General features: G+C 47.7%; 25 protein-coding genes. 21 read left to right on the plus strand and 4 right to left on the minus strand.

Annotated elements, in window-relative coordinates; all coding sequences use genetic code 11:
- Positions 1-406: 406 nt before the first annotated feature.
- From ACQE32_RS14110 to ACQE32_RS14120, 3 genes are all read left to right on the plus strand, one after another.
- The gene (locus tag ACQE32_RS14110; protein WP_426981856.1) at positions 407-1,051 is read left to right on the plus strand and encodes a carbonic anhydrase; all 645 of its coding nucleotides are present in this window, start codon (positions 407-409) and stop codon (positions 1,049-1,051) included.
- Entirely contained in the window at positions 1,048-2,523 is a 1,476-nt protein-coding gene (locus ACQE32_RS14115; RefSeq protein ID WP_426973342.1) for a SulP family inorganic anion transporter, read from the plus strand. Before ACQE32_RS14110 ends, ACQE32_RS14115 begins: the two co-directional genes overlap by 4 nt.
- A gap of 229 nt (positions 2,524-2,752) precedes the next feature.
- Positions 2,753-4,186: a diguanylate cyclase gene (locus tag ACQE32_RS14120; RefSeq protein ID WP_427022041.1), complete on the plus strand. Its 1,434-nt coding sequence runs from the start codon at positions 2,753-2,755 to the stop codon at positions 4,184-4,186.
- A gap of 71 nt (positions 4,187-4,257) precedes the next feature.
- On the opposite strand, the gene ACQE32_RS14125 is transcribed toward ACQE32_RS14120, so the two are convergent.
- Complete coding sequence (locus ACQE32_RS14125; RefSeq protein ID WP_426973344.1) at positions 4,258-4,470, minus strand: hypothetical protein; 213 nt, start codon at positions 4,468-4,470, stop codon at positions 4,258-4,260.
- Between the two features lie 309 nt (positions 4,471-4,779).
- A complete protein-coding gene (locus tag ACQE32_RS14130) occupies positions 4,780-6,216 on the minus strand; it encodes a PLP-dependent aminotransferase family protein (RefSeq protein WP_427021958.1) in 1,437 nt (478 codons plus the stop codon).
- Positions 6,217-6,421: 205 nt separating this feature from the next.
- Between ACQE32_RS14130 and ACQE32_RS14135 the strand changes: the two genes are divergently transcribed.
- From ACQE32_RS14135 to ACQE32_RS14175, 9 genes are all read left to right on the plus strand, one after another.
- Positions 6,422-7,408, plus strand: coding sequence for a hypothetical protein (locus tag ACQE32_RS14135; protein WP_426981854.1), 987 nt, complete (start codon positions 6,422-6,424; stop codon positions 7,406-7,408).
- Positions 7,409-7,530: 122 nt separating this feature from the next.
- Positions 7,531-9,669 (plus strand): iron-containing redox enzyme family protein, encoded by a 2,139-nt coding sequence (locus tag ACQE32_RS14140; RefSeq protein ID WP_427021959.1) that lies wholly within the window; start codon positions 7,531-7,533, stop codon positions 9,667-9,669.
- Positions 9,670-9,688: 19 nt separating this feature from the next.
- Positions 9,689-11,521: a carbamoyltransferase family protein gene (locus tag ACQE32_RS14145; protein WP_427021960.1), complete on the plus strand. Its 1,833-nt coding sequence runs from the start codon at positions 9,689-9,691 to the stop codon at positions 11,519-11,521.
- An 11-nt stretch (positions 11,522-11,532) separates the two neighbouring features.
- Positions 11,533-11,685, plus strand: coding sequence for a hypothetical protein (locus ACQE32_RS14150; protein WP_426981851.1), 153 nt, complete (start codon positions 11,533-11,535; stop codon positions 11,683-11,685).
- Between the two features lie 4 nt (positions 11,686-11,689).
- Positions 11,690-13,012: an aspartate aminotransferase family protein gene (locus tag ACQE32_RS14155; protein WP_427021961.1), complete on the plus strand. Its 1,323-nt coding sequence runs from the start codon at positions 11,690-11,692 to the stop codon at positions 13,010-13,012.
- Positions 13,013-13,044: 32 nt separating this feature from the next.
- Positions 13,045-13,647 (plus strand): formyltransferase family protein, encoded by a 603-nt coding sequence (locus ACQE32_RS14160; RefSeq protein ID WP_427021962.1) that lies wholly within the window; start codon positions 13,045-13,047, stop codon positions 13,645-13,647.
- 33 nt (positions 13,648-13,680) lie between these two features.
- Positions 13,681-14,307, plus strand: coding sequence for a LysE family translocator (locus ACQE32_RS14165; RefSeq protein WP_426973347.1), 627 nt, complete (start codon positions 13,681-13,683; stop codon positions 14,305-14,307).
- A gap of 959 nt (positions 14,308-15,266) precedes the next feature.
- The gene (locus ACQE32_RS14170; protein ID WP_427021963.1) at positions 15,267-16,343 is read left to right on the plus strand and encodes a ParA family protein; all 1,077 of its coding nucleotides are present in this window, start codon (positions 15,267-15,269) and stop codon (positions 16,341-16,343) included.
- Positions 16,344-16,471: 128 nt separating this feature from the next.
- Complete coding sequence (locus ACQE32_RS14175; RefSeq protein ID WP_427021964.1) at positions 16,472-17,611, plus strand: YaaC family protein; 1,140 nt, start codon at positions 16,472-16,474, stop codon at positions 17,609-17,611.
- 128 nt (positions 17,612-17,739) lie between these two features.
- Here the strand turns inward: ACQE32_RS14175 and ACQE32_RS14180 are convergent, their stop codons facing one another.
- A complete protein-coding gene (locus tag ACQE32_RS14180; protein ID WP_427021965.1) occupies positions 17,740-18,768 on the minus strand; it encodes a phage integrase in 1,029 nt (342 codons plus the stop codon).
- Between the two features lie 8 nt (positions 18,769-18,776).
- Positions 18,777-19,382 carry a phage repressor protein CI gene (locus ACQE32_RS14185; RefSeq protein WP_427021966.1) on the minus strand — a complete coding sequence of 202 codons (606 nt, stop codon included), beginning with the start codon at positions 19,380-19,382 and terminating at the stop codon, positions 18,777-18,779.
- Between the two features lie 89 nt (positions 19,383-19,471).
- Between ACQE32_RS14185 and ACQE32_RS14190 the strand changes: the two genes are divergently transcribed.
- The 9 genes from ACQE32_RS14190 to ACQE32_RS14230 all read left to right on the plus strand — a co-directional run bounded on the left by ACQE32_RS14190 (position 19,472) and on the right by ACQE32_RS14230 (position 23,879).
- Positions 19,472-19,708, plus strand: coding sequence for a regulator (locus tag ACQE32_RS14190; protein ID WP_239315397.1), 237 nt, complete (start codon positions 19,472-19,474; stop codon positions 19,706-19,708).
- 35 nt (positions 19,709-19,743) lie between these two features.
- On the plus strand, positions 19,744-20,253 hold the full coding sequence (locus tag ACQE32_RS14195) for a phage regulatory CII family protein (RefSeq protein ID WP_427021967.1): 510 nt from the start codon (positions 19,744-19,746) through the stop codon (positions 20,251-20,253).
- Positions 20,254-20,260: 7 nt separating this feature from the next.
- A complete protein-coding gene (locus ACQE32_RS14200; protein ID WP_426981838.1) occupies positions 20,261-20,452 on the plus strand; it encodes a phage filamentation protein Fil family protein in 192 nt (63 codons plus the stop codon).
- Entirely contained in the window at positions 20,416-20,757 is a 342-nt protein-coding gene (locus tag ACQE32_RS14205; RefSeq protein WP_427021968.1) for a DUF5347 domain-containing protein, read from the plus strand. The genes ACQE32_RS14200 and ACQE32_RS14205 overlap by 37 nt, the downstream gene beginning before the upstream one ends.
- A gap of 68 nt (positions 20,758-20,825) precedes the next feature.
- Positions 20,826-21,056 carry a DUF2732 family protein gene (locus ACQE32_RS14210; protein WP_426973399.1) on the plus strand — a complete coding sequence of 77 codons (231 nt, stop codon included), beginning with the start codon at positions 20,826-20,828 and terminating at the stop codon, positions 21,054-21,056.
- Positions 21,056-21,283 carry a TraR/DksA family transcriptional regulator gene (locus ACQE32_RS14215; RefSeq protein ID WP_427021969.1) on the plus strand — a complete coding sequence of 76 codons (228 nt, stop codon included), beginning with the start codon at positions 21,056-21,058 and terminating at the stop codon, positions 21,281-21,283. The genes ACQE32_RS14210 and ACQE32_RS14215 overlap by 1 nt, the downstream gene beginning before the upstream one ends.
- Positions 21,280-21,594 carry a DUF5405 family protein gene (locus ACQE32_RS14220; RefSeq protein ID WP_427021970.1) on the plus strand — a complete coding sequence of 105 codons (315 nt, stop codon included), beginning with the start codon at positions 21,280-21,282 and terminating at the stop codon, positions 21,592-21,594. The genes ACQE32_RS14215 and ACQE32_RS14220 overlap by 4 nt, the downstream gene beginning before the upstream one ends.
- Positions 21,587-23,590, plus strand: a complete 2,004-nt coding sequence (locus tag ACQE32_RS14225) for a replication endonuclease (protein WP_427021971.1) — start codon at positions 21,587-21,589, stop codon at positions 23,588-23,590. The genes ACQE32_RS14220 and ACQE32_RS14225 overlap by 8 nt, the downstream gene beginning before the upstream one ends.
- A 100-nt stretch (positions 23,591-23,690) precedes the next feature.
- Complete coding sequence (locus ACQE32_RS14230) at positions 23,691-23,879, plus strand: hypothetical protein (protein WP_316551918.1); 189 nt, start codon at positions 23,691-23,693, stop codon at positions 23,877-23,879.
- Positions 23,880-24,020: the final 141 nt, after the last annotated feature.

Here is a 24,020-nt window from a genome sequence, read left to right on the forward strand (position 1 = left end):
CATCGTTTTTTCTTATGATAAATAACCGGTGGTATGCTCCATAAAAATTGAGATGCCATGCTAATAATGAGATTGACGTCTATTTTATTATAACCTTTTAAAATGCATGGTTTTATTATTATCGTTTAAAATAAAGGGATTTTTATTATTTAACTAATTGTTTTTAATTGGTTTTTAAATTTTTTATATTTTATTGCCATTACAAGTGTCCATAATCCTATTTACTCATTTTATACATTGCCTTTAGATAAAATTACACTCCCACCCTTTCTGGAATAATTGTTTTTTCACAATCTGCACTTAATATAAAAAGTGGTACTACTTATTTGCCGGAGGCTTTATTTGGCTCTTCCGGTATTTCCTGATGAAGTTTAACTGTCGCCCAGGCTTGCCTGTATTTATCCGAATGGAGACGACGACTTTGACGACCCTGAAACCCCTGTTAGCAAAAAACCGTAGCTGGGCCTTACAAAAAACACAGCGTAACCCGCGCTATTTTGAACGCTATTTGCATCAGCAAAAGCCACACTCGCTGTGGATTGGCTGTTCTGATAGCCGTGTACCGGCAGAGGTATTGACCGGTGCCGATCCGGGAGAACTGTTTGTGCATCGCAATATCGCCAATATGGTGTTAACCGATGACGATAACTTTATGAGCGTGCTGCAATATGCGCTGGAGTACCTTGAGGTAAAACGCATCGTACTGTGCGGACACTATGGCTGTGGAGGCGTACAGGCCGCCGTCGCGCTGCCGGACAGTCCGCTGGCGCAGGAGAACTCCCCGCTGTCACGGCGTATTGCTGCCCTGCGCATGGCGCTTACGGATGGGCTGGCAGCGTTTCATGCCGCCGGCGAGGCGGACACTGCGCGCCATAATCGCCTGGTTGAGGCCAATGTACTGGCGCAGTTTGCTAACCTGGCGGTCAGCGCCCCGGTGCTGCAAGCCTGGCGTAGCGGTAAAGAACTGGATTTGTTCGGCTGCGTTTACGATCTGCAGTCAGGACATTTAACCGAGTTAATTCAGCAATCTGCAGAGGAAACATCGCCATGATTCCAAAGACGCTTCGGCAGGATCTGCCTGCCGGCCTTGTCGTGTTTCTGGTGGCGCTGCCCCTGTGTCTGGGCATTGCTCAGGCCAGCGGCTTGCCGCCGTTCGTTGGCCTGCTGACCGGCGTGATCGGCGGGCTGGTCGTCACCTCTTTTAGCCCATCACGCTTTGCCGTCAGCGGCCCGGCGGCTGGCCTGGTCACAATTGTCGTATCATCTGTTGCTTCATTAGGATCGTTTTCCGCCTTCTTGCTGGCGCTGGTGCTGGCGGGCGTGATTCAGGTCGTACTTGGCCTGCTGCGGGCCGGGCGCTTTATCGCGCTGGTGCCTGGCAGCGTGATCAAAGGGATGCTGGCGGCTATTGGTATTCTTTTGATTATGCAGCAGATCCCGGTTGCGCTGGGAGCCAGCGGCGATAGTGAACTGAGCGCGCTGTTTAGCGGTGAGTTTAGCTTCTCTGTGTCGGCCATCATTGTCGCTGCGGTCGGTCTGCTGATTTTGTGGATATGGACGACGCCGGTGGTGAAAAAAGTGAAGGCGCTAAGCTGGATCCCCGGGCCGCTTATCGCCGTACTGTTTGGCGGGCTGGCTACTCTGTTTGGCGAGCGGTTGCAGCCGGAATTTATCACTAACCTGCCGCGTATTTCCTTGCCGAAATTTGATAGCCTCAGCGCGCTCACTGCCGAGCTGGAAAGGCCTGACTGGCAGGCGTGGCGTAATCCGTCGGTGTATGTTGTTGCCGTTACGCTGGCACTGGTGGCCAGCCTGGAAACGCTGCTTAGCCAGCAGGCGCTGAACAAGCTGCGCCCGCAGAATCCGTCACCTTCGCCAAATAAAGAGATGGTGGCGCAGGGCATCGGTAATACCCTGGCTGGTTTTCTTGGCGCTTTGCCCATTACCGCGGTTATTGTCCGCAGTTCGGTGAACGTCAGCGTAGGCGCGCAGAGTAAAATCTCTATTCTGCTGCATGGCGTACTGCTACTGATCTGCGGCCTGTGGTTCAGCGAGTTGCTGAATGTGATCCCGCTGGCAAGCCTGGCGGCAGTACTGCTGTATACCGGTTATAAACTGGCTACGCCGCGTCTGTTTATCGATCAAATCCGCATGGGCGCGCAGCAGTTTGTACCTTTTATCACCACTATTGTAGGCATTATCGCTTTTGGGATGCTGGCCGGTATTGGATTAGGGATTGCTACCCAGATTCTGTACAGCATTTATAAAAGCCATCGTAACGCGATGCATCTTACTCGTTACGATGACCATTATGTTTTACGCCTGCAGCAGAATCTGACATTTATGCATAATCCGCGTTTGCAGAACCTGCTGGATGAGATCCCGGAAAACAGTGTGGTGATTGTCGATCATGATAATGTGGATTATCTCGATCCCGACGTAAAAGCGGTGCTGAAAGATTTTGGCGAAAAAGCGCCGCGACGCGGCATACGCCTCAATCAATGGCCGGTGGCGGTAAAATAATCTGCCAGCTCTTGCCGCATTGTAAGCGGGTTAGTCTCCTCAGGCACTCAATGAGTGCCTGTTTTATTTTTACCGGCTGAAGAAGATTCATCCTGCCGATGGAACACACCATGATAAGATGCGCCGCTTCGCCAGAATGACATTGGCGCTCCAGATAATATGCCGCCTTAATGAATTTGCGATGGAGACTCTGAAGACGGCAAGAGCAACGCAACAGGTACGCCCGGTTATGCAATTTACGCTTTTTGATAAAAACGGACCGCTCAAAAATGCCCTCATTCTGTTTGTTTTCACTCTGTTCTTTTGTTTTGTTGGCGGACATTTACGTCTGCCCGCTGAGCTGTCGCTGTTCTGGCCGATTAATGCGTTGTTGACCGCTATTTTTGTGCGTTTCTCCTGGCTGCATCGACCGCACTACTATCTGGTGTGTTATAGCGCGATGGTTCTGAACGACACCCTTTTTTCCGGCTGGGCGATACCCGCCTTTACCCTGAACGGCGCTAATCTGCTGTTTATCCTGGTGGCTGTCTCCATGCTGATCCAGAGACCGGGGCTGCTTAACGCCTCGGGTAGAGTAAAAAGCGCGTTGAACATTTTCCCTGCCTGTCTGTTGGCTTCGATTGCCTGCGCCACCTGGGGGGCGCTTGCTCAGGGGCTGCTTATTAGCGAGCGCTTCCTGCCTGCCTGGAGCGACTGGCTAAGCGAACAGTTTTCTACCGGCGTCCTGCTGCTGCCGTTTCTGCTGACGTTGCCGCGAAGGCCATCATTGCTTTCAACGCTGCGGCGCTGGCGGAACTGTCTGCCGATAGCATCGTTAATACTGTCGCTGAGTGCGGCGGTGGTGATTGGCGGCGGCGGCAGTCTCTCGTTTCCCGTACCGGCGCTGATTTGGTGCGCCATCAGCTATCCGCTCTGGCTGACCAGCGGCCTTACGCTGATAACCGGCATCAGCGAAATTGTTTTGGTTATGCATGGCTTGATGAATATTCAGGGGGACGATAGCCTGTTGCCGCTGGGACATCTGGCTTCAGCGAGGCTGGGCGTGGCGACGGTCGCGATCAGCCCGCTGATCGTTGCCGTCAGTATGGATGCCATCCGGCAGCTTAATCATCAGCTGGCGCTGCGCGCTAACCATGATTTCCTTACCCGCCAACTGTCACGTTCAGGCCTGTACGAACAACTGCATCAGCTGGAAAAAACCAGCGATCTGCGCGCGCGCGTAGCCGGTGTGCTGTTGATCGATGTCGATTATTTTAAATCCATTAATGACAACTACGGACATGATGCAGGCGATGCGGTGCTGTTTGAGGTTGCGCAGCGTATGCAACAGGCGGTAGGGCAGGAGGGGCTGGTTTGTCGTTTTGGCGGAGAAGAGTTTTTGGTACTGCTTTTCGGGCTAAGCGATGGACAACTGCTGGAGAAAGCGGAGGCGATTCGTCACCGCATTATGCAGGAAAAAATTATGCTGCGCGGCAGTGGTGTTGCCGTTACCGTCAGTATCGGCGTAGCCAGCGGCGCTCTTGAAACTAATAACGTAAGCGAGTCGTTTAACCGGCTGGTTTCTGCCGCCGATAAACAGCTGTTTATCTCAAAACGCAACGGGCGCAATCAGACAACGTCCTCGCTAACAAGCGAAAACGCGGTATCCCACACTCTTGCATAGCTTGCATCAGAAAAAACCGCAGCAGCTAACCTGCACTGTTGCGGGGTCAGAATTAAGTATGGGTTTGGGCATTAAGAACGGATATAGCTACGAATCACATCGGCGATGGCTTTGTTCGCTTCCCGGCCATTACGGTGTTCAACTTCACTTGCCAGGTTTTCCAGATATTTATTCAGCTTGCCGCCGGTGGGGACATTGCCGAAGGTAATCAGCATCTGGACGATTTGACGCAGAGCCAGCAGCTCCAGCGACAGGCGTTCAACAACAGGATCTTTCTCAGACATACAAACTCCGGCGGATACGTTTCTTTTCTGGGAAGCATCATACGGTGTTGTGCATTTTTCAATCGGCTAAACAGAGGTGATAAGCGGTGGTATTTTGCGCCACCCTCATAACGGATTTCCCTGCGGAAGCGTTATTTTGCTAAGGTTTCGACATTTATCGATCGCGGGCAAATGGAGGTGCGATTTCTGTTAAGCGCTGCCTTTCATGGCCAAGGCTACGGCAGAATCGCAGGAGACCATCTGCCAGGCTAAGCCTACCGCAACGGTTAACACTGGCACCTGGCATCGAAAGCGGTGCTTTATTTGATGTCACAGACCAAATGTAGAACTTTTTACCTCGGTAAGACACTGCCTGACTGATTGCGCCAGCGATTCAATCATCTCGTCAGCATCGTACAGATGCAGCGAGGAATAACTCAACCGTAGTGATGAAGTGAAACGCTTTTGTGGTGAAAATAGAGTGCCTGGCAAGATTTTAATTTTCTTCAGTTCCAACTGAGCGCATAGTTCGCTTATCTGAATTTCATTTGGTAAGTTAATCCATAAATGATAGCCGCCCTGCGGCGATATAAAATGTGTTCCCTTGGGGAAATACGCTAACACTTTCTCTTGTGCTATCGCCAGGTGTTTTCGATAGAGTAGGCGCATTTTACGAATATGCCTGGCATAATGTCCCTGCTCAATAAAATCAGCGATAGCCATCTGCGGCGTTATTGCTGTTACACCGGAAGTCATTAGTTTTAAATTAAGTAGTTTTTTCTGCTGGCGATTAGCAAATATCCATCCGGTTTTCATGTCAGGCGTTAAGGTTTTAGAGAAAGAACTGCATAATATAACGCGGTTTTCGCTATCCCAGGATTTTATGGGCCTTGGCCGCGGCAACAGATAGCTAAGTTCACTATAGATATCATCCTCAATTAAAGTGATATCATATTTATTCGCTATATTAAGTAACTGGCGCTTGCGTACATCTGACATGGTATACCCTTGCGGATTGTTGCAGTTTGGTGAAAGGTAAACCGCTTTAATCGGCAACGTTTCCAGCGCAACAACAAGAGCCTCAAGGCTTAAGCCATGCACCGGATCGGCAGGTATTTCCACTGGTGTAACACCAGCAATTTTAAGTAGCTCAAGAATACCAAAGTAGCAGGGGGATTCTATAGCCACTAAATCGCCAGGCTCACAGCTGGCTTTCAAAGCAATGAACAGCGCTTCTTTGCATCCGTTAGTGATAATGACATCGTCTGTCCGACTCTGACAGCCGGCATCCAACATCAAATGTGAAATATGCTCGCGCAAAGCCAATAAGCCTGAGGGATGCCGCCGGGTCTGTGGGGACTGCACGTAATTTTGTGCCTGACGATGTAAAGCGGTAAACAGCGGAGCCATAGAAGGCGCATTCATACAGGGATAACCTGTTCCCAGTAGCAGTCCGGGGTGCTCCATGTAGTACTCAAACTCCACGCTGTTTTGTGACTCCACAGGCTCTGTTGAGAAAGCCTTGATATCATTTGCTGCCATAGGGCGAGGCAATACCGGTATCGTTTTAACATAATAGCCAGACTGGGGTTTAGATTCGATTAAACCATCACTTTCGAGTTGGCGGTAAGCCAGCTGGACCGTAGTTACGCTTACCCCATGATCGCTGCTCAAGGTTCGTACTGAAGGCAAACGCATACCGCTGGAAAAAATGCCCTTTTCAATCCTTTCGCGCAGATGCGCTGCTACGCTCATATAAAGTTTCATGATGAATGAGGTGAACCTGAAAGTGGATGGCTGTAATATTACTGTACTGAAAAAAAACACAGTTTGACATCGTTTATCCAGCTTTAAATGTTAATCCCCGCAGCAAAATCATGAAAATAATTAATATTTGTATCTTTTGTCTTGTAGACTGACGTGGTTAACTAATTCACGGTTATTAACTAAGTGAGCGAGTGTAGCGGTAACCATGAATCGTCAAAGCCTTATTCCTTATATGAAAGAATATGAAGAAAAATTTACCGATAGTGGGCTGGTAAGATGGCTGCCTTACTTGATGTATTTTCATCCAACCTCACATGTTTCCCCTGTTGTTAATACCGATAGATTTGGCTTCAGGTATACCGAAAAAAATAAAAGAGCTTTCTCAGTTGCTGAACATAATGGCGAAAAGGGATACAAACTGTTAGCGGGAAGTTCGACCGTATTTGGTATTGGTGCCAGCCACGATCGCTGGACATTATCCTCCTGTATGAGCGAGCGCGATCCGGATGGCGGGCGATGGCTCAACTTTGGCGGGCGCAGTTTCAATTCCACGCAGGAACTGCTGTTACTGACGCTTTACCATCAACATTTACCAAAGATCGATGAAATCGTCCTGTTCTCTGGTTTCAATAACCTGGGTCTGGCGCGTCAACCTGCTGCGATGCGTGGAGATAATGGCGCGTTCTTTAACTGCCATACTTTTTTTGATGCGCTGGAGAGTAAGAATAGTCGGGGGCTTCGCTGGCCTTTTCAAAATAAGCCGCAAGCGGTAAGCGAATCCGTGCCGGGCATGGAACAACAGATCGCTTTCGCCAGCCAGCTCACTTTGAATCATCTTACCGTCTGGCAAGCCATGGCCAAATTACTGGGCGCGAAGCTCACCTATATTCTTCAGCCACTTTCCGGCTGGGTCAGAGAAAAAGGTTCAGCAGAAGAAGAAATCATTTTCGCGGAGCTGGATGAATTGGGTGGCTTCTCACAACAGTATGGTGACATTCTTAAATATGAAGTTTGTGAAGAATATGCGCGTCAGCTACAACATGGTTCAGCTGAATTAGGCCTGAACTTTATAAACAGTACGCCATTAATCCGTGACGCGATTAAAGATGATGACTGGATATTTGTGGATCGCATTCATTTTACTGACTACGGTCACAGAAAAGTATCACAAATTATCCTTGATGCCATTTAACAGAAGGAAATAAAGATGCGTCTTTTAAAGAAAATATTCTCTATTTTCTCGCGTAAAAAGAAGAAGAAAAAGAACGATTCTTCGATTTATCCCATGTTTTAAAAGCCTAAAGGGAAAATAACGTGTGGCGTAAAAAATTCAAAGACGCACAAGATCCAGAAATATGGATCGATGATGATGTGCTGACTGATACGATCAGAATAAGCCGACATTCTGCTATTCCTTCCGTTGAGTCACTGGCGGCTGAGATTAATGCATGGTGCGATGAAGCTAAAAAGGCCTGGCAGATATTGCATTCGCAAGCATCAATACGTTCACATTTATTTTCCTTTCAAGAGAAAATTGCAGCCCAGTTGCTTCCCATGATGTCCATTCAGGGGGCATGGCTTCAGGGGCTCTCTGCTCCTGGTGTATTCGAAGACAGCCATCAGCTGGCATTAATGGCGATTCTTGCTGACGATATCGGCGGGGGAGCGATTCATGCTACGCGGTTTGATACATTTCGCGCCTGGCTACTCAGAACAGGGCATCACCATTTAACTGTCAGCTATGCCGATATTGCAGAAACTGAATTGACTACAGATAACGCTTTCAGGTTACCTGCATTGTTGCTGTCTTTGAGTCGTCGAAGCGATCGCTTTAACGACGAACTCATTGGCATTGACTGGGTCTTCCGCCAAATTGATTTGATGCCGGTGCTTTCCGGATTAGGCCTGGAGCAGGATACACAGCACGCCCTTGCCATGAATTCAACGTTCATGCTGGGCGAGCAAACTGTTCAGCCACTGGCGTTAACTACCGCCATAATAGCGGATTTTAAAACGCATGCCCCTGAACGCCTGACACGTATGCTGCGCGGCGCGATCTGGGCGCTGGAAAACCTGTATTTATGGGATCAAGACCTGCGTGAAGAAGCGGAGCGCTGTCTTGATCCTCTCTCTGAAGCTGCAGGCGTGATTCAGCGACTGGCACGTGCTGGTGCAATTTATCACCAGCAGTTCAGGCTACAGGGAAAATCGCTCTCAACGTGGCTGCAGGATGCCAGAGTGGATCCTTATCCTCTGATGGCAGCGATTGCGCAGAGCAAGCTTGTTGCACCGGGTAAACCTGAGCGCAGCCCGTTAGTCACCAGCCTGATCTCTTTGAAAGGGCGAATGTTTCGCGTTTTTAGCGACGACGATGTGGCTGTACTGAAGCGCTGGATTGCCGGACTGCCTGATTCAAACATGCCGCAGCGCCGGGCCATTCAACGCGTACCATTAACAGAAAGCGTGGCGCTCAATCAACCGCAGCCACAGAAAACACACTATCCTTCCTCGTTGCGACACGCGTATTTCCTGCTGCAGGGACGAGCGATAAGCGGAAGGACGCGACAGTTTGCCGATGATTACATTCAGTTTTGGTTAAAAAATGCCGAACACTCGTTGCGTACCAGTCAACGTCGCTTACCGCTGGCATGGCGCAATGGAGACCTAAAGCAGTGGCTTATGGCACAACACGATGCGCACGGAGAGGCGTTTAGCAACAGCGATCCTGGGGCGCTGCCAGCGCGTGACGAGGTGATTCATTCTACATTGCAGTTAGCTCCATTAACGCTGATTGATGGCGGATGGCTGCAAGGCTTCACTGATATTCGTCTGGCAAGCTCAATCATTGGATTTTCTCTGTTCAGAACCTATTGGGATGAACTGGGTAATGGCCTCTGGGAGCTAAATCATCCCAAGATTTATCGTGATGTGTTGCAGCAAATGGATATTCAACTTCCCCCTACCGGAAGCTGGGAGTTTGCGTTTGATGCGCGGCTGGAAGAGGCATCATTCGCACTGCCGGTGTACTGGTTGTCGATTGGCAAATTCCCGGTGCGCTATCAGGCTGAAATTTTGGGTATGAATCTGGCCATGGAACTTTCTGGCGTTGGCGGCGGCTATCTTTCGGCACGGCGTTTTCTAAAGCATTACGGCTTCAGCACCGCTTTTGTCGATTTACATAACACAATAGACAATGTGCAGACAGGTCATTCCGCGTGGGCAGCAGAGGCCATCGAAGCCATGATGCGTCGGACGCCAATGCATCAGCATGAGGCTGTGTGGCGGCGCGTGTGTATCGGATATGAATCACTTGCCCCGCGATATACCACATTAAAACGCCTGTTAAAGCAGGATCGTTTTTCATTCCCACGCAATGAAAGCATTAATCAGGATGCCCGACATCACGCTTATATTAGTCAGCCTGTTGCTGATAATTCTCTTTTGACAGTGTAATCAAAACAGGAAGGTATCAATGGCAAGTTATGTGCTTGGTCTGTCAGCCTATTATCATGACAGTGCTGCAACGTTAATTAAGGATGGTGTGATTGTCGCGGCTGCTCAGGAAGAGCGTTTTAGTCGAATACGTCATGATCCGGCATTTCCTGAAAAAGCTATTCGTTATTGTCTGGATGAACAGGGTATTCAGCTAAATGATCTTGTCGCTGTTGTGTATTATGAAGATCCAAAAATAAAATTTTCGCGCGTCATCTCATCTTTTTCCAGTGGTGGATTAAAATGTGGCCGCGTTTTTTTGCGCACGCTGCCCGAATGGCTGGACTGGAAAATTAATGTCCTGCTGCATATCGATGAGGCTTTACAGGCATTAGGGCTGGGCGTCGCCCCAAAAGTGACCCATTCACAACATCATCGTGCACATGCGGCATCCGCTTTTTTTCCGTCGCCTTTTGAAAATGCGGCAGTGATCTGTATTGATGGCATTGGTGAATGGCAATCAACCACTGTCTGGCACGGTACAGGAAATAAACTTAAATTAGTGAACTCAATATCCTATCCGCACTCAATTGGCTTGCTTTACTCCGCCTTCACCTATTACTGCGGCTTTAAAGTTGATTCTGGCGAATATAAATTAATGGGGCTGGCTCCTTACGGAAATCCTGTTTATGCCGATCTTATCCGTCAGCATCTCGTTAATATCCGTTCGGATGGTTCTTACACACTGAATATGGATTATTTCGAATATCTGTATGGTGAAAGAATGGTGGGTAAGGCGTTCGAAAAATTATTTAACGGTAAAATACGCCAGCCTGAAAGCCCGCTGACTCAGCGTGAATGTGATTTGGCTGCCTCTGTTCAAAAAGTCACGGAAGAGATTGTCCTGGGCATTGCACGCTATGCCGCGAAAGTTACTGGCGAAACCAACCTCTGCATGGCAGGTGGCGTGGCGCTTAATTGCGTCGCCAATGGCGTATTAAGCCAGTCAAAGATTTTTGAGCGTTTATGGATTCAACCCGCAGCCGGTGATGCCGGATGCGCCCTTGGTGCTGCGCTGGATTATGCCGTAGAGCGCTTCGGCAGACCGCATTTGCGTACGGATGCTGAAGATGCGATGCAGGGAAGCCTGCTTGGGCCTGCGTGGAGTAATGACTATATCGCCGCTTTTCTGCAGAAAAAAGGTTATCAGGCACATTATGAAACGGACGATCAACTTTATAATCGCGTTGCGCAGCATTTGAATAACGGTGCTGTGGTGGGCTGGTTTCAGGGTCGCATGGAGTTTGGGCCACGGGCTCTGGGGGCGCGTTCAATTATTGGCGATCCGCGCAATATTGAAATGCAGCGAACCATGAACCTTAAAATAAAGCACCGTGAATCTTTCCGGCCTTTTGCACCCGCAGTTCTGGAAGAGGATGCAAAGCACTATTTTAATCTGCGTGAATATAATCCTTATATGCTAATTGTCTCGGAAGTGAACGACAGTATTAAAAATCCTCAGCTAAAGGGAAGAAAACAGAATTTAGGCAGCATCAATGAAGTGAGATCTCAGCTTCCGGCTATCACGCACGTGGATTATTCAGCCCGCGTTCAGACGGTATCAGAAAAAAGTAATGTACCTTTTACCCGGTTATTACGTAGCTTCAGGAAACTGACGGGCTGTTCTGTTTTGGTCAATACATCTTTCAACGTACGCGGCGAACCTATTGTCTGTAAACCTGAAGAAGCCTATGCCTGCTTTATGAGAACGGAAATGGATGTTCTGGTACTGGGCAATTATGTGTTGTTACGGCATGAGCAACCCGTGTTTAGCGAAAAAACTGACTGGCGTGAAGCTATTCCGCTCGATTAATGGTGAGGTTAATGATGAAAACAATGCTTGCTGTGATGTTATTCATTTTTGCGCTATTTCCGCTTTATCTGATTCGCCGTGTTTTTAATATTTCTCGTTTTAGTAAGCGCTTCCATCAAGGGGCTACGGGATGGGATAACACAACAGGTTTCAGTGGAGAATAGTGCTGTGTCATCTGTGATTTATAAAAATCTTAATCAGCCACCGGTTGAGGTCACTGGCGGCGAAGGCGTCTGGTTGCATGACAGGCAAGGCAAGCGCTGGCTGGATACATGTGGTGGCGTCGCGGTGTCATCATTGGGCCACTGCCATCCACGTATTATCGCAGCAATGCAGCGAGAATCTGGCGCGTTAAGTTGGGCGCATGCCGGAAGCTTCACCACGCCGGCCGCCGAAGCACTGGCAGACTGGCTGGTTATGCGTTCTGGCGGCATGGCGAAAGCGCAGTTCCTGTCTGGTGGTTCAGAAGCGATGGAGCTTGCGCTTAAAGTGGCCTGGCAATATCAACATGAACGAGGCAAGTTTCAAAAGACTCATATCATCGCACGTCGGCAAAATTATCACGGCAGCACGTTCAACATGCTCGCCATTTCCGGAAACAGTCAACGCAGAGGAATTTACGATCCTTTGCTTCCTGCGGTGACGTTTGTCTCGCCTTGTTATGCCTTTCGCGACCAGCGAGGCGAAGAAACGGATGAGGCATACACCGACCGCCTGGCTCAGGAGTTAGACGAGCACATCACGGCTCTCGGCAGTGACAATGTGTGTGCGTTTGTCGCGGAGACAGTCATCGGTTCCACTGCCGGTGCGGTACCTCCTGTCGTCGGATATTTCAGGAAGATACAACAGGTTTGCCAACGGCATGATGTGTTACTGATTCTGGATGAAGTGATGGCCGGGATGGGGCGAACTGGTAGCTATTTCGCCTATCAGGATGACGGGATTGTGCCAGACATGGTGGCGGTGGGTAAAGGACTGGCTGCGGGTTATCAGCCGATTTCAGCCTTATTAATCAATGCCAATATTCATCAGGCTATTGCTGATGGTACCGGTGTTTTAGCCAATGGTCAGACGCATGTAAATCATCCTTTTGCTTGCGCGATTGCGCTGGAAGTGCAGCGAACGCTTGAAGAGGAACAGTTACTTCCCCGCGTTGTTCGGGCCGGAGAGTTTTTCCGAACCATGCTGAAAGAGTCGCTGTCTGGCCTTGATTATGTGGGCGATATTCGGGGGAGGGGGTTGTTTTGTGGCGTTGAATTTGTCACCGACCGATACAGCATGAACCCATTAGCACCTCATCAACAGTTCGCGGCACGTTTAAAAACGGCAGGACTTGAGCAGGGGCTGCTGCTCTACCCCGGTACCGGTACGGTCGATGGTATTAACGGACAACATATCTTGTTTGCTCCACCTTTTATTGCCGGTGACGACGAACTGGCGCAGATGGTCGAACGGTTCACCGCAATACTTTCAACCTTAAAGATGAAATGAAAAGTCGAAATTTAACAAAAAGAGGATGAATAATGTCTGAAGATTTACGCTGTAAAGATAAGGTATTACTTTCAGTTTGTACGATGGACTGGTGTGACCTTGGCGTTGAATTTGCCAAAACGATTTTTTCTGATGTCGAGGTATTTTGCTGGGATCCAGGTGATGCCTGGCCAGAGCATTTAGAGAATTGGGAAGGCGACTGGATTATTTCGTATCGCGGTGATTTTATCTTCCCAGAGCGTATTTACAAAAAAGCGCGTAAAGGGGCGATTAACCTTCATCCAGCTCCACCTCGTTACCGTGGCCTGGGTAGCCAACACTATGCGATTTATTATGGCGATGAGACCTATGGTTCAACCTGCCACCATATGGCTTCATCAGTAGACAGTGGGCAGATTATCGATGTTGCCAATTTTGCTATTGCACCGGGCGCCACGGCCTCTTCACTGCGCATGCATGTTGGTATCTCCTGCCTGCAACAATTCGCACGACTCATGAGCGATTATATTGTTCAGGGTAAACCGCTGCCGGTTTCTGAGTATCGCTGGGGAGATAGACTGTACAAACAATCAGAACTGAAAGACTGGATGTTAACCATGCGGGAAAACGAACCGGATCACCGTTGCTTCAAGTGATACGCTCAGACATGTTTTTGGTCAGGTGAATGTATGTGGGATATGTCTTCGTTTTTAGCGGCATTGCTGGTTTACAGCATTGGTACGGCGTCGCCGGGGCCGGGTAATCTTTCCATCGCCAATGCCGCGATGAATTATGGTCGTAAAGCGGGTCTGGTTCTGGCAACCGGTGTGATTTCAGGCTCTATCTGCTGGGGTATGTTAACGGCGCTTGGTGTATCAGCCATTTTGATCTCTTCACAGAGTTTTATGATCTGGCTGAAGCTGTTAGGGGCTGCCTATTTACTCTGGCTGACGTATAAAGCGTTACGCAGTGCGTTTCGCCCCGGCGATCTTTCTGCACGAACAACGCAACAGCATCAGAATTTACGAGGCTATTACCTTCAGGGCTTAGGGTTACACTTAAGCAATCCTAAAGCCGCATTAACCTGGTTTACCGTCACCAGTGTGGGAATAACAGGTAGCGCCCCGCAATGGGAGAGCTATTTCCTGGTGGCGACTTGTGCGCTTTTAGGTGTAATGATATTTGGTCTGTATGCGCTGATTTTCGCCTCGCGTACCGCAGAAAAATATCTGAACCGCGCCCGTCGTAGTTTTGATCTGATCTGTGCGGGTTTCTATGCCCTGGTAGCGATTGGGTTTCTGGTTTCACTTTGGTAACCAAAGCCCCTCTTTTGAACTGATCCCCTAAAGTTGGACAGTTAGATCACAGGGTTGGTTAAAACGTGAATCCGGTATTCTACCGGGCTCACGCCATTGAGTCTCAGACTAATTCGTTCTGGCTGTTATTACCGTTTCTGTTACAGGCAAAATGTATCGAGTGCTATCAAGGCCTAAGGGAAATTGAAGCTTTTTAATAGTGATGGTCAACTTCTTCAAAGCTATGCATACATAGAACGCATACTTTTGCTTGCGTTCTCCATCCCTGGTTTGATGTTACTGGCCTGTACTGGCACGGTTTTGATGCTATCACCAATCTGATGCCACTTGTTAAAGCCCAACAAAAAAGCCACTCCGAAGAGTGGCTCTAGATTGCTGATTTAACAGCTAAAATTTGGTGGCCCCTGCTGGACTTGAACCAGCGACCAAGCGATTATGAGTCCCAATCCAAAGTGAATGAAAACAGTAACTTACTGATTTACTTATCTTTGCAATGCCGAATAGAACTGGAAAGTGTTGAATACCGTTAGGCTCTGCTGCCATTTTGCTGCCAAACTATCTCTTTCAAATAGCTTATTGTTGCGTATGTAGGGTTAAGCATTGGAGTGGCCAACATCAATATGAGATATTATTGTTCAATTATATGAGGCATTATAAATATTATCTAAAAATATGCTCAATACCGTTGTTTTTAACGCTAAAATAAATAAGTTTAAATAGCCTGCTTATAAGTAGCTTATGCAGATACTTTGAAAAAATCATACAAGAGTTAATTTTGGTAATGCTTTGACGTTTTAATAATCACTAATTGACTAATGATAGTTGTTTAACCAATTGAAAATATTAGAATATTTTTTCATTAAAAAAATTCATTGTTGTATTCCATAAAAAATATTTAAGTGATAAGATCACTCCATGCAGAGTTGTCAATCAGAATTGTCTATCTTTACGAGGGATTTATGTCAGTCAAAATTTATGCTATGTACAACAACAAAGGCGGTGTTGGTAAAACGACATTAGGATTTAATATTGCAACACAATATGCTGATGAAAATCCCAGTACTCAGGTTCTTGTAATTGATTTATGTCCTCAAGCCAACATTTCACAATATCTTTTGGGCGGTGGTAACAAAGGATATGATACTAACCAAGAGTTACAATCTTCAAGAACTCGTAGAAATGTAGTTGGTTTCCTTGACTGGGTATTAGACGGAAATTCTGATTTTACGAGTATTAGGAGATCTTTCAAAGTACCAGTGCATAATTATAATGAAGAAATTAGTGATAATCTTTATCTTATAGCTGGCGATTCATTTTTGGAATCTTTGACTTTAGCCCTTAACTATGCGGTGATTAACCCTGCCAATAGATTTGCTTGGCGGGAGTATATGACTGCAATTAGAAGATTATGTCAATTAGAACATAATACAACAGAGTACGAAGATTTAGTTGTATTTATTGATTGCAACCCTAGTTTTTCAATTTATACACAAATGGCCTTGCTTTCCGCTGATAAACTAATTGTTCCAATGATGGCGGATTACAGCTCTTTAGAAGGGATGAAAGGTATAATGATGCTTTTATATGGGCATTATCCTTCTGCAGCCGCACAGAACTATGCACAGAAGTTTGTAACTTTTCATAGTCAAGTAACCAGCAACAGCCTTGAACTGCCAAAGTTAGAAAGATTCATCTTTAATAATTATACATCAAATCTTGGTGTTGCAAGAGCATATGATTCAATAAAAGAATCTTTATGCTCATTTGCTTATCAGCAATATAAAAGCTTTCCAGAATTATTTAGTGGGCGCAATGCGCAGATTAGTAATTTGGACGAATGGGCTGATGAATATCTTTCTGAAGTTAAGGACTTCCATACGTCAGGTAAAGTTTCAGCTAGTCTAGGCATTCCACTATTTAAACTCCCTGCGCAGACTCATTACGAAATGCCTAATGGCGAAATAATTAATGTTGTAAAAGAGAGATATAGAGAAGCTCGTGAGCATATTGATGATTTAGTAAGTAAATTCTATTGACTTACCATGAATATGACTTATTTTACATTAAAATAGAACGGTTCCCCTCAGTCAAGATTATAATCTAACTGTTAGCTATATTTTTGATTTGAAATGAAGAATTATTCTAATTATTTTATAGGGTGCATATGACGCGTAAAGCAACAGCTAGAACTGGCACAGTTCTCAAAATAAAAGGACGCCCCATTCCTTTCTCTTTCCACCCGGTCGTTAAAACCACTCGCCGGTGGGGGCTACAGTCAAGGATATTTTCTACAAGCCCTTGGGGCATAATTCGACAGAGTGTTGAAGATACTTTAACTGGTTCCTCTCGAGATCAAGCTATTGCTTTCATTGCTCAAGCAGAAGATTTCTTTCGCTCGGCTTCTACTTCGACATTAGTAACTGCAAAACCATTACTCATTTATTATTGCTTCCTTAATCTTGTTAAAGCTTTTGTTCTTCATAAAAAAGTGAAAACCGAATATTTACGCGCTCAGCATGGCCTTCAGGAGGCTATACATCCTGGTGGTGATGAGTTTACTGATTCTTTTTTGAAAGCTTTTCGCTCTAAATCTTCAGATGTAAATGTTTTCGACGATTTTCAGATAGCAATTAATGGAAAAAGTTTCCCCAGTGCAGGAAAGGTATTTGACCTACAACGTTTAACTCCTCAGCTTTTACAGGGGCATAGGGTCTGGTGTGAAGCAGCTGACGCTGACGAAAGATTTGTTGAAGCGTGTAGGATAGATTACATTAATGACGAGGTCTCAAAATCAACGTGGTTAGTAATTAATATCTTTGCTGACGACCTGTCTCGATTTGGTATAACCAGAAAAAGGTTTCTAACCGATTCTGGACTTGGTGAAAATTTTAGGGAAGTAATCTCAGATGAGGTTATAGATGGTAGAACGGTATTAAAGTTTGAGCAGGTATCTCCTTTGAAATACACTGGAAGACCTGCCGATAAAATTGCAGATTTAGTAGCTATTGTTCGTCCATTAATCTGGACCACGGCAATGAAAATACCTCCATATAGAAAGAACTACTTTTATCTGTGTCCACCAGAAGATAAGCCGAACCTAATGGAGCAAATACTGTCAATTTATGCCTGCTTTTACTATTTTGGTTCAATTACTCGTTATCGCCCACACTTGTTTGAAGACGTATTAAAAGGTAAGTTCGGTGGGCATATTCAAGAAGTTGTTTCAAATATTCCACAGCAATTTATCTATTTATTGGCAAGTGAGTTTGCAGGTAGAGAGATAGCTCACGCACCACTTGTGTAGCCATTTTTAATATTAAACGATTACGGCCAAATATTTTTTATGGCTTAAGTTTTGTAAGAGTTTTTCATAAATCAAATTTGTAAAAATAAAATGTTTAACACTAAAATAAAAGCCTATTAGTTAATTGTTTAATCTAAACCTATTTGTATTTTATTTAAAGGGTTTAACAATGTTGCATCAAATAAATGATCCGGCGCAAAGTGTGCATACCGCATAGTCACCTTAATATCTGTATGCCCCAGTATGCGCTGAAGCACAAGGATATTGCCACCATTCATCATAAAGTGAGATGCAAAGGTGTGACGTAATATATGCGTAAGCTGCCCTGCGGGCGTTTCGATACCGGCGCGCTGCATTGCTTTTCTAAAGGCCGAATAACAAGGAGTAAATAGCGGCTGCGCTTTCCTGCTTTTTGGCAATTCTGCCTGTAATGTCTCTGTTATCGGAACGGCTCTGTTTTTCTTGCCCTTAGTTTTGACATAAATAATTTGACCGGCGCGGATTTGATTTCCCTTCAAGCCTTCGGCTTCACTCCAGCGCGCACCAGTAGCCAGACAAATTTTAACAATGGTTGTCAGATCTTTCGAACGGCTTTTCTCACATTCCGAGAGAAGAGTGCGAATCTCGTCAAGCGTGAGGTAAGCCATTTCAGACTCACCAATTTTAAATTCGCGAACGTTTTCTAATGGATTAGGCGCGGTCCATTCATCCAACCGGCGCAGCTCATTGAACATCGCCCTGAAATACGCCAGCTCTAAATTTACTGTGCGAGGCGTAACTGTCTTCACTCTGCTTGAACGCGTAATCTTTCCACTCAACCGCTGTTCACGATAAGCAGCAAAGATTTTCGCGTTAAATTCGGTAGCAAGTGGATTACCCATCGCTTCACAGGCAAATGCCATCGTCGTTAGTCGCTTTTCACCATCGGCTAACGTAATGCCATGCGTATTGAACCAGAGTTCAACCAGATCAATTACTCGCCGCTTATCCGTCTTTTCTCCCAACCACGGTTTATCTTGAGCCTGTTCTTTAATAAACTTCTCAAAAGAAAGTGCTTCGCCCTTTGTCGCAAATTGGCGGCGAATCCTTTTGCCGTCTCGGCCATTCGGAAAGACCTGCGCCTGCCATTTGCCGTTGGATAATTTGTTAACCGCCATGCTTTGCCTTACAGGTACTCAGTGCGAGAAACGACTTTGCCAAGTATTTTGATTTCATCGGCTTTGCACTCAAACGAGGCTTTACCGTTCTCAACACGAATGCGTCCGCCGGGGAAGCGATAAAGCTCTTTTACACTAACCAAGCCATCAATTTCTATCAACCAAAGCCCATCCGTGATCTCAACTTCAGTTACATCCACGAGGTAGTTTTGTTTCTCAAAAATGATCAGCAATGGCGATTTAACTTCACTGGGTAAGAGCCGAGAGTCATACTCAACCCAATCTGATGATGAGAAGTTCCCATTTGTGATTTTTTTGAGTTCAATTTTAGTTGAAGACTCATCTTGTTTTGTGAAGGTAGGTTCGCCTTTTCCATAGGTTAACCATTCCAAAGATGTGCCAGTTTCCATAGCGCAAATCAGTACCCAGTCAGCGGGAAAATTACCACGCATTATGCGGTTAGCCATAGTGCTTTGGGATACGTTCAGATGACGACATAGCGCCTGACGGGATGAAAAACCATATGCTTGAACGATACGCTCAATAGGATCCTTACCACCCTCTGGTAACGTTGGTGCTTTACGACTCGTAAAATCTTTAGTTGACCTTTCCAATTTGTGATCCTAATATTCACTCGTCGTATGATGACGTGTTTAATAGTGATAAATAGAGTTGGCTAGAACTCAACAGAGGATAGTGCATCATGACCCGTAAACTTTCAATGCGCCCATCAATCAATCTCGTGATTTCAGAACCATACATAACAGTAGAAGAGTTTTGCCGCCGTACCGGTTACAAAGAAGGAACTGTCCGCCAGATGTACCGTGAAAACCGCCTGCCGATCAGAAAGAAAGAAGGGGTTAACGGGCTTATCGAAATCAACATGGTGGCCTTAACGATAGAGGCGGCCGCTGGCTGCGAAATCACAATGCAAGGCTAATGGATTCCATATTGGGATATCAAAAGGGATTAATCATGTTTGATTTTCAGGTTTCCACACATAGTCACTTTGATGAAGCCTGCCGGGAGTTTGCGGTAAAGCACAACATTATCCAGCTGGCTAAAAAAGCGGGCCTTAACCCTCAAACCATCAGGAACAAGCTGAACCCGGAACAGGTGCATCAGCTTACGGTTCGGGAAATGCTAATCCTTACCGATCTGACTGAAGATGCCACGCTGGTTGACGGAATGCTGGCGCAACTGCAGTGCCTGCCTTGTGTACCAGTGAATGAGGTGGCGCAGGAAAAGTTATCCTCATATGTCCTCAAGGCCACGGCAGAAGTAGGGCAGCTGGCCGCAACTGCGGTCGTTCAGGACAAGATCACCACATCCTGCCGACGTGGCTTAATTCAGAACGTAAACAGCGGCATTCGCTGTCTGACGCTGGCCGCAATGGCCGTACAAACGCGCATCCATTCAAACCCGACGCTTGCCAATACTGTTGACGCTATCAGCGGCCTTGGCGCCTCGATCGGTATCAGCTGAGGTAAGCATGGCATTTTCAGTGGCCCCTCTGCTGAAGCGGCAGAGTCCGTCATCGGCCTACGGGCACGGTTGGATCATGGGGCAGGGCGGCAGGCGCTGGCATCCGTCAAATAACCAGGCGGAACTGCTGGCAGGTTTAACCGGAAACGGGAGTAATAAAAAATGGCAATTGAAAGTGAAAACATTGCTGCGCAGTTAAGCGCTGGTCAGCGTGTTAATGGCCTGAATCATATTGCGGCTATCCGTGCGCAATTATGGGGTGACAATTGTGGCAATGAGTTAAAGCGTTTTATGGCTGATATGCGTGACAAACGCGATGCACAGTATGAGCAGAACAAAAGAGCATTAAGCGCAATTTTCTTCCTGGCAAATATGCGGTCAGAACGTCATGACGTTGAATTTGATGAACTGACGAGTGATGAAAAATACGCGCTGATAAGTGCAATGAATCATTTTCGTGCAGTCGTGAGTTTATTCCCCAAAAAGCTGACGTTACCTAATTAATTAACCTGACGAAATTAAATGGCGTAAACCCGCCGGGCATTCCTTTGCCTGAAATCTGGAGACAAATAATGAATAACCTTTTTGAAGAAAAGAAAACTGAAGACTACGAACTGCCATTAAATGTAATGCTGCAGGACGCACGTATGGAAGAGCGTCGTGCCCGAGCTGAAGTTATGGTGTCTCGCCTTATTGTTTTGGCATGGAAGATCCGAAGCAGTCAGTTAAGCCATGTGGAAGCCGCTGAGTTACTTACCCAGGAAGCTGAAAAGTTTCAAAATCAGGCAGAGGAGCTGCACTGATGGCAGACGCAATGGACCGCGTGCAGGAGCGTGTACAGGAGGAACTGGCGCGTCATCTTCATAACGCCCTTAAGCGACCCATGCAGATTAGCGAGTTTTTCTGTGTCGCATGTGGTGAAGCAATCCCGGAGGCCCGCCGCCGTGCCGTACAAGGCGTGACCCGCTGCGTGACCTGTCAGGACATCAGCGAGCTGAAGCGCACCCATTACAAAGGCGGTGCGGTATGACCACAAAACCGGTTATCGATGGCCGCTACGCCATTTTCGTAAAACAGCAGAAGCAGCCGGGCAAGCCCCGGCTTATTGCGCTGGAGAAATTCACCTGGCGGGAAGAGGACGGGGTGCGTATGCAGTACCCGGAAGTCATGGCCCTTTACAGCAGCCCGGTGCTGCTGGTGCGTGACCTGGTATCGGATGCGATCGGGTATCAGGTGCTGCGTAAAGGGATGGAAACGGTCAGCAGCTATGTGGCTGAAACCCGCAGGCTGGCGGAGCTGGCGGAAATGGCGCTGGCTGAGCTGCGGGCCGCACATGACTGAAGCCGTAATGGAAATTCTTCAGGGAAGCTATCACGCCGTTAATCAGATGCGGCGTGAGTTCTTTGCGCCGGGCGCGCCGAAGGACATCACCCTGACGGAGCTGAGGCTGTGGCACCAGGACGCCACGGATCACGACTGGCGCAGTCAGTATCTGCACGATATGCCAGATTTTCTTGCTGGTTATTTTGGTGAGCGCTATGCCAGATTGCTGACAGACGGAAAACAGGGCCGTCGCCGTGCCAATACGTTTTTACGCCAGACTATCGGCCAGAACGTATTGCCACGCCTGCAGCTTGTCCGCAGCCGCTACAGCTTGCCCGAAACGGCCGCAAGTGAGCTGCCGTTTATCAAACAGCTGGAGCGCCTGCCCACGCTGGACCGTCAGGACGTCCGCGATCTTGCCTATAAGGTCGGCACCTTCATGGCGCAGAGTCTGGCTGATTTCACGACCGCCGTGACCCTGCCGGATGACGCCGACGAAGAGGCGATCACGCTGGTTGCCTACCGCTACCTTTCCGAACTGGCCGCGCTTACCGGTACCACGCCGCCTTACCAGGCTGAATATCAGACTGGCCGGGGCACGCTGCCGCTGCGTAAGGCGCAGTCTGGTCTGTTGCGTATGATGGCTCCGGAGTGGTGGCGCGGACGCCTGAAGAAAATGCGCGATCTGCAGCGTGAGCATATGGCTATCGCCGTCGGGCAGGTGCAGAAAACCGCTTCGCCGTATGTGTCCCGTGGGACCCTGGGCGAATGGGTGGAGCAGAAAAAACGCAATCGGGAATTTTTCAAACGCTTCGATCTTATTAACGAAGAGGGCGATCGCATTGCCCTTGAGGATATGGTTAACCGCAGCAACGCAAATCCGGCCGTTCGCCGGTGCGAGCTGATGGTGCGCATGCGTGGCTTTGAGGACATAGCCAATGAAACCGGATGCGTTGGCGAATTCTATACCCTTACCGCGCCGTCAAAGTATCACGCTGTATACAGCAAAGGCGGCTTCGTGTCGCAGTGGAACGGTGCCAGCCCCAAAGACACGCAGCGCTATCTCTGCAAGGTCTGGTCAAAAATCCGGGCCGCGCTCTCACGTGAAGAAATTCACGTTTTTGGCTTCCGCGTAGTGGAGCCGCATCACGATGGCACACCGCACTGGCACATGCTGCTGTTTATGCTGCCGGAACATCGGGAGCGGGTGCAGGAGATTATGCGTTATTACGCTTATCAGGAAGAAAGCGCGGAGTTGAAAACGCCGGAGGCGCGCCGGGCGCGATTCCATGCCGAAAGCATCGATCCGGCCAAGGGCAGCGCTACGGGTTATATCGCCAAATATATCTCCAAAAACATCGACGGCTACGCGCTGGACGGCGAAAAGGACGACGAAACGGGAGAAAGCCTGCGCGATATGTCGAAGGCCGTTTCCGCTTGGGCGTCCCGCTGGTCCATTCGTCAGTTCCAGCAGATTGGTGGCGCACCGGTTACGGTATGGCGTGAGCTGCGCCGGTTGCGTGATAAGCAGCTGCCTGATCCGAAGATGGACGCCGTGCTGGCCGCTGCGGACCTAGGTTGCTGGGCATCCTATACGCAGGCGCAGGGCGGGCCGCTGGTATCTCGTGAAGATTTGGTTATACGCCTTTGCTATGAAATCACTGAGCAAGGTAACGAGTATGCGGAAGACGTGCAGCGCATCCAGGGTATCTATTCACCTCAAATCTACGGCTCTGAAATTCCCACGCGTCTGGTTAAGTGGGAAAAGGTTGCCAAAGCCGAAGCGCCAGCGGAGGCTGGTTTTTCTGGCGGCATCGCCGCCCCTTGGAGTTCTGTCAATAACTGTACGGGGCCGCAGCGCCGACGATTAGAGCTGGAGTTAAAAAGCCGGGGGTTCGATGGCAGTGATGAGGAAATAGCGCTGCTTTTGAGGGGCGCCAACCTCGATAGTGGGGCAAAAATGAAGCTTTTCTATCAGAACGGCAGGTTACAGGAGAAGCGTATCGGCAGCTGAGAGCATCAGATCAATCCCATTGAAAGTTAAAAAAAGTTTCAGATCATCTGAAATTTTTTATACTGTATATATATCCAGTAAGTAGAGTGAAGGAGGCGACATGCAGGACTATCTTTTGGAGTCAGTAAAACTCCAGCGTATTGATTTCTTTTTAAAACTTGTTTCTGTCAGTGACTGTAGCGATCAGGAGAAACGTCTGGCAATAGAATGGGTATCAGAACTAACAGACGAACTGATGGCACGCCTGCGTAATCATGAATACAACCGTTCAATGCAGGTTTCTGAGTAATTGCTGGTAGTGCGGCGGTGGGAATCTGGCGTGCATGACTATGCCGCATGAATTCGCATGATCCCCAAAGGATCGCCAGCGTCGAAGCCCGCCAGTCCCGGCGGGCTTTTGCTTATGTCATGCAGGTGCATGAAAACCGCT

Source organism: Pantoea sp. FN0302 (assembly GCF_050113775.1).
GTDB classification, from domain to species: Bacteria; Pseudomonadota; Gammaproteobacteria; order Enterobacterales; family Enterobacteriaceae; genus Mixta; species Mixta alhagi.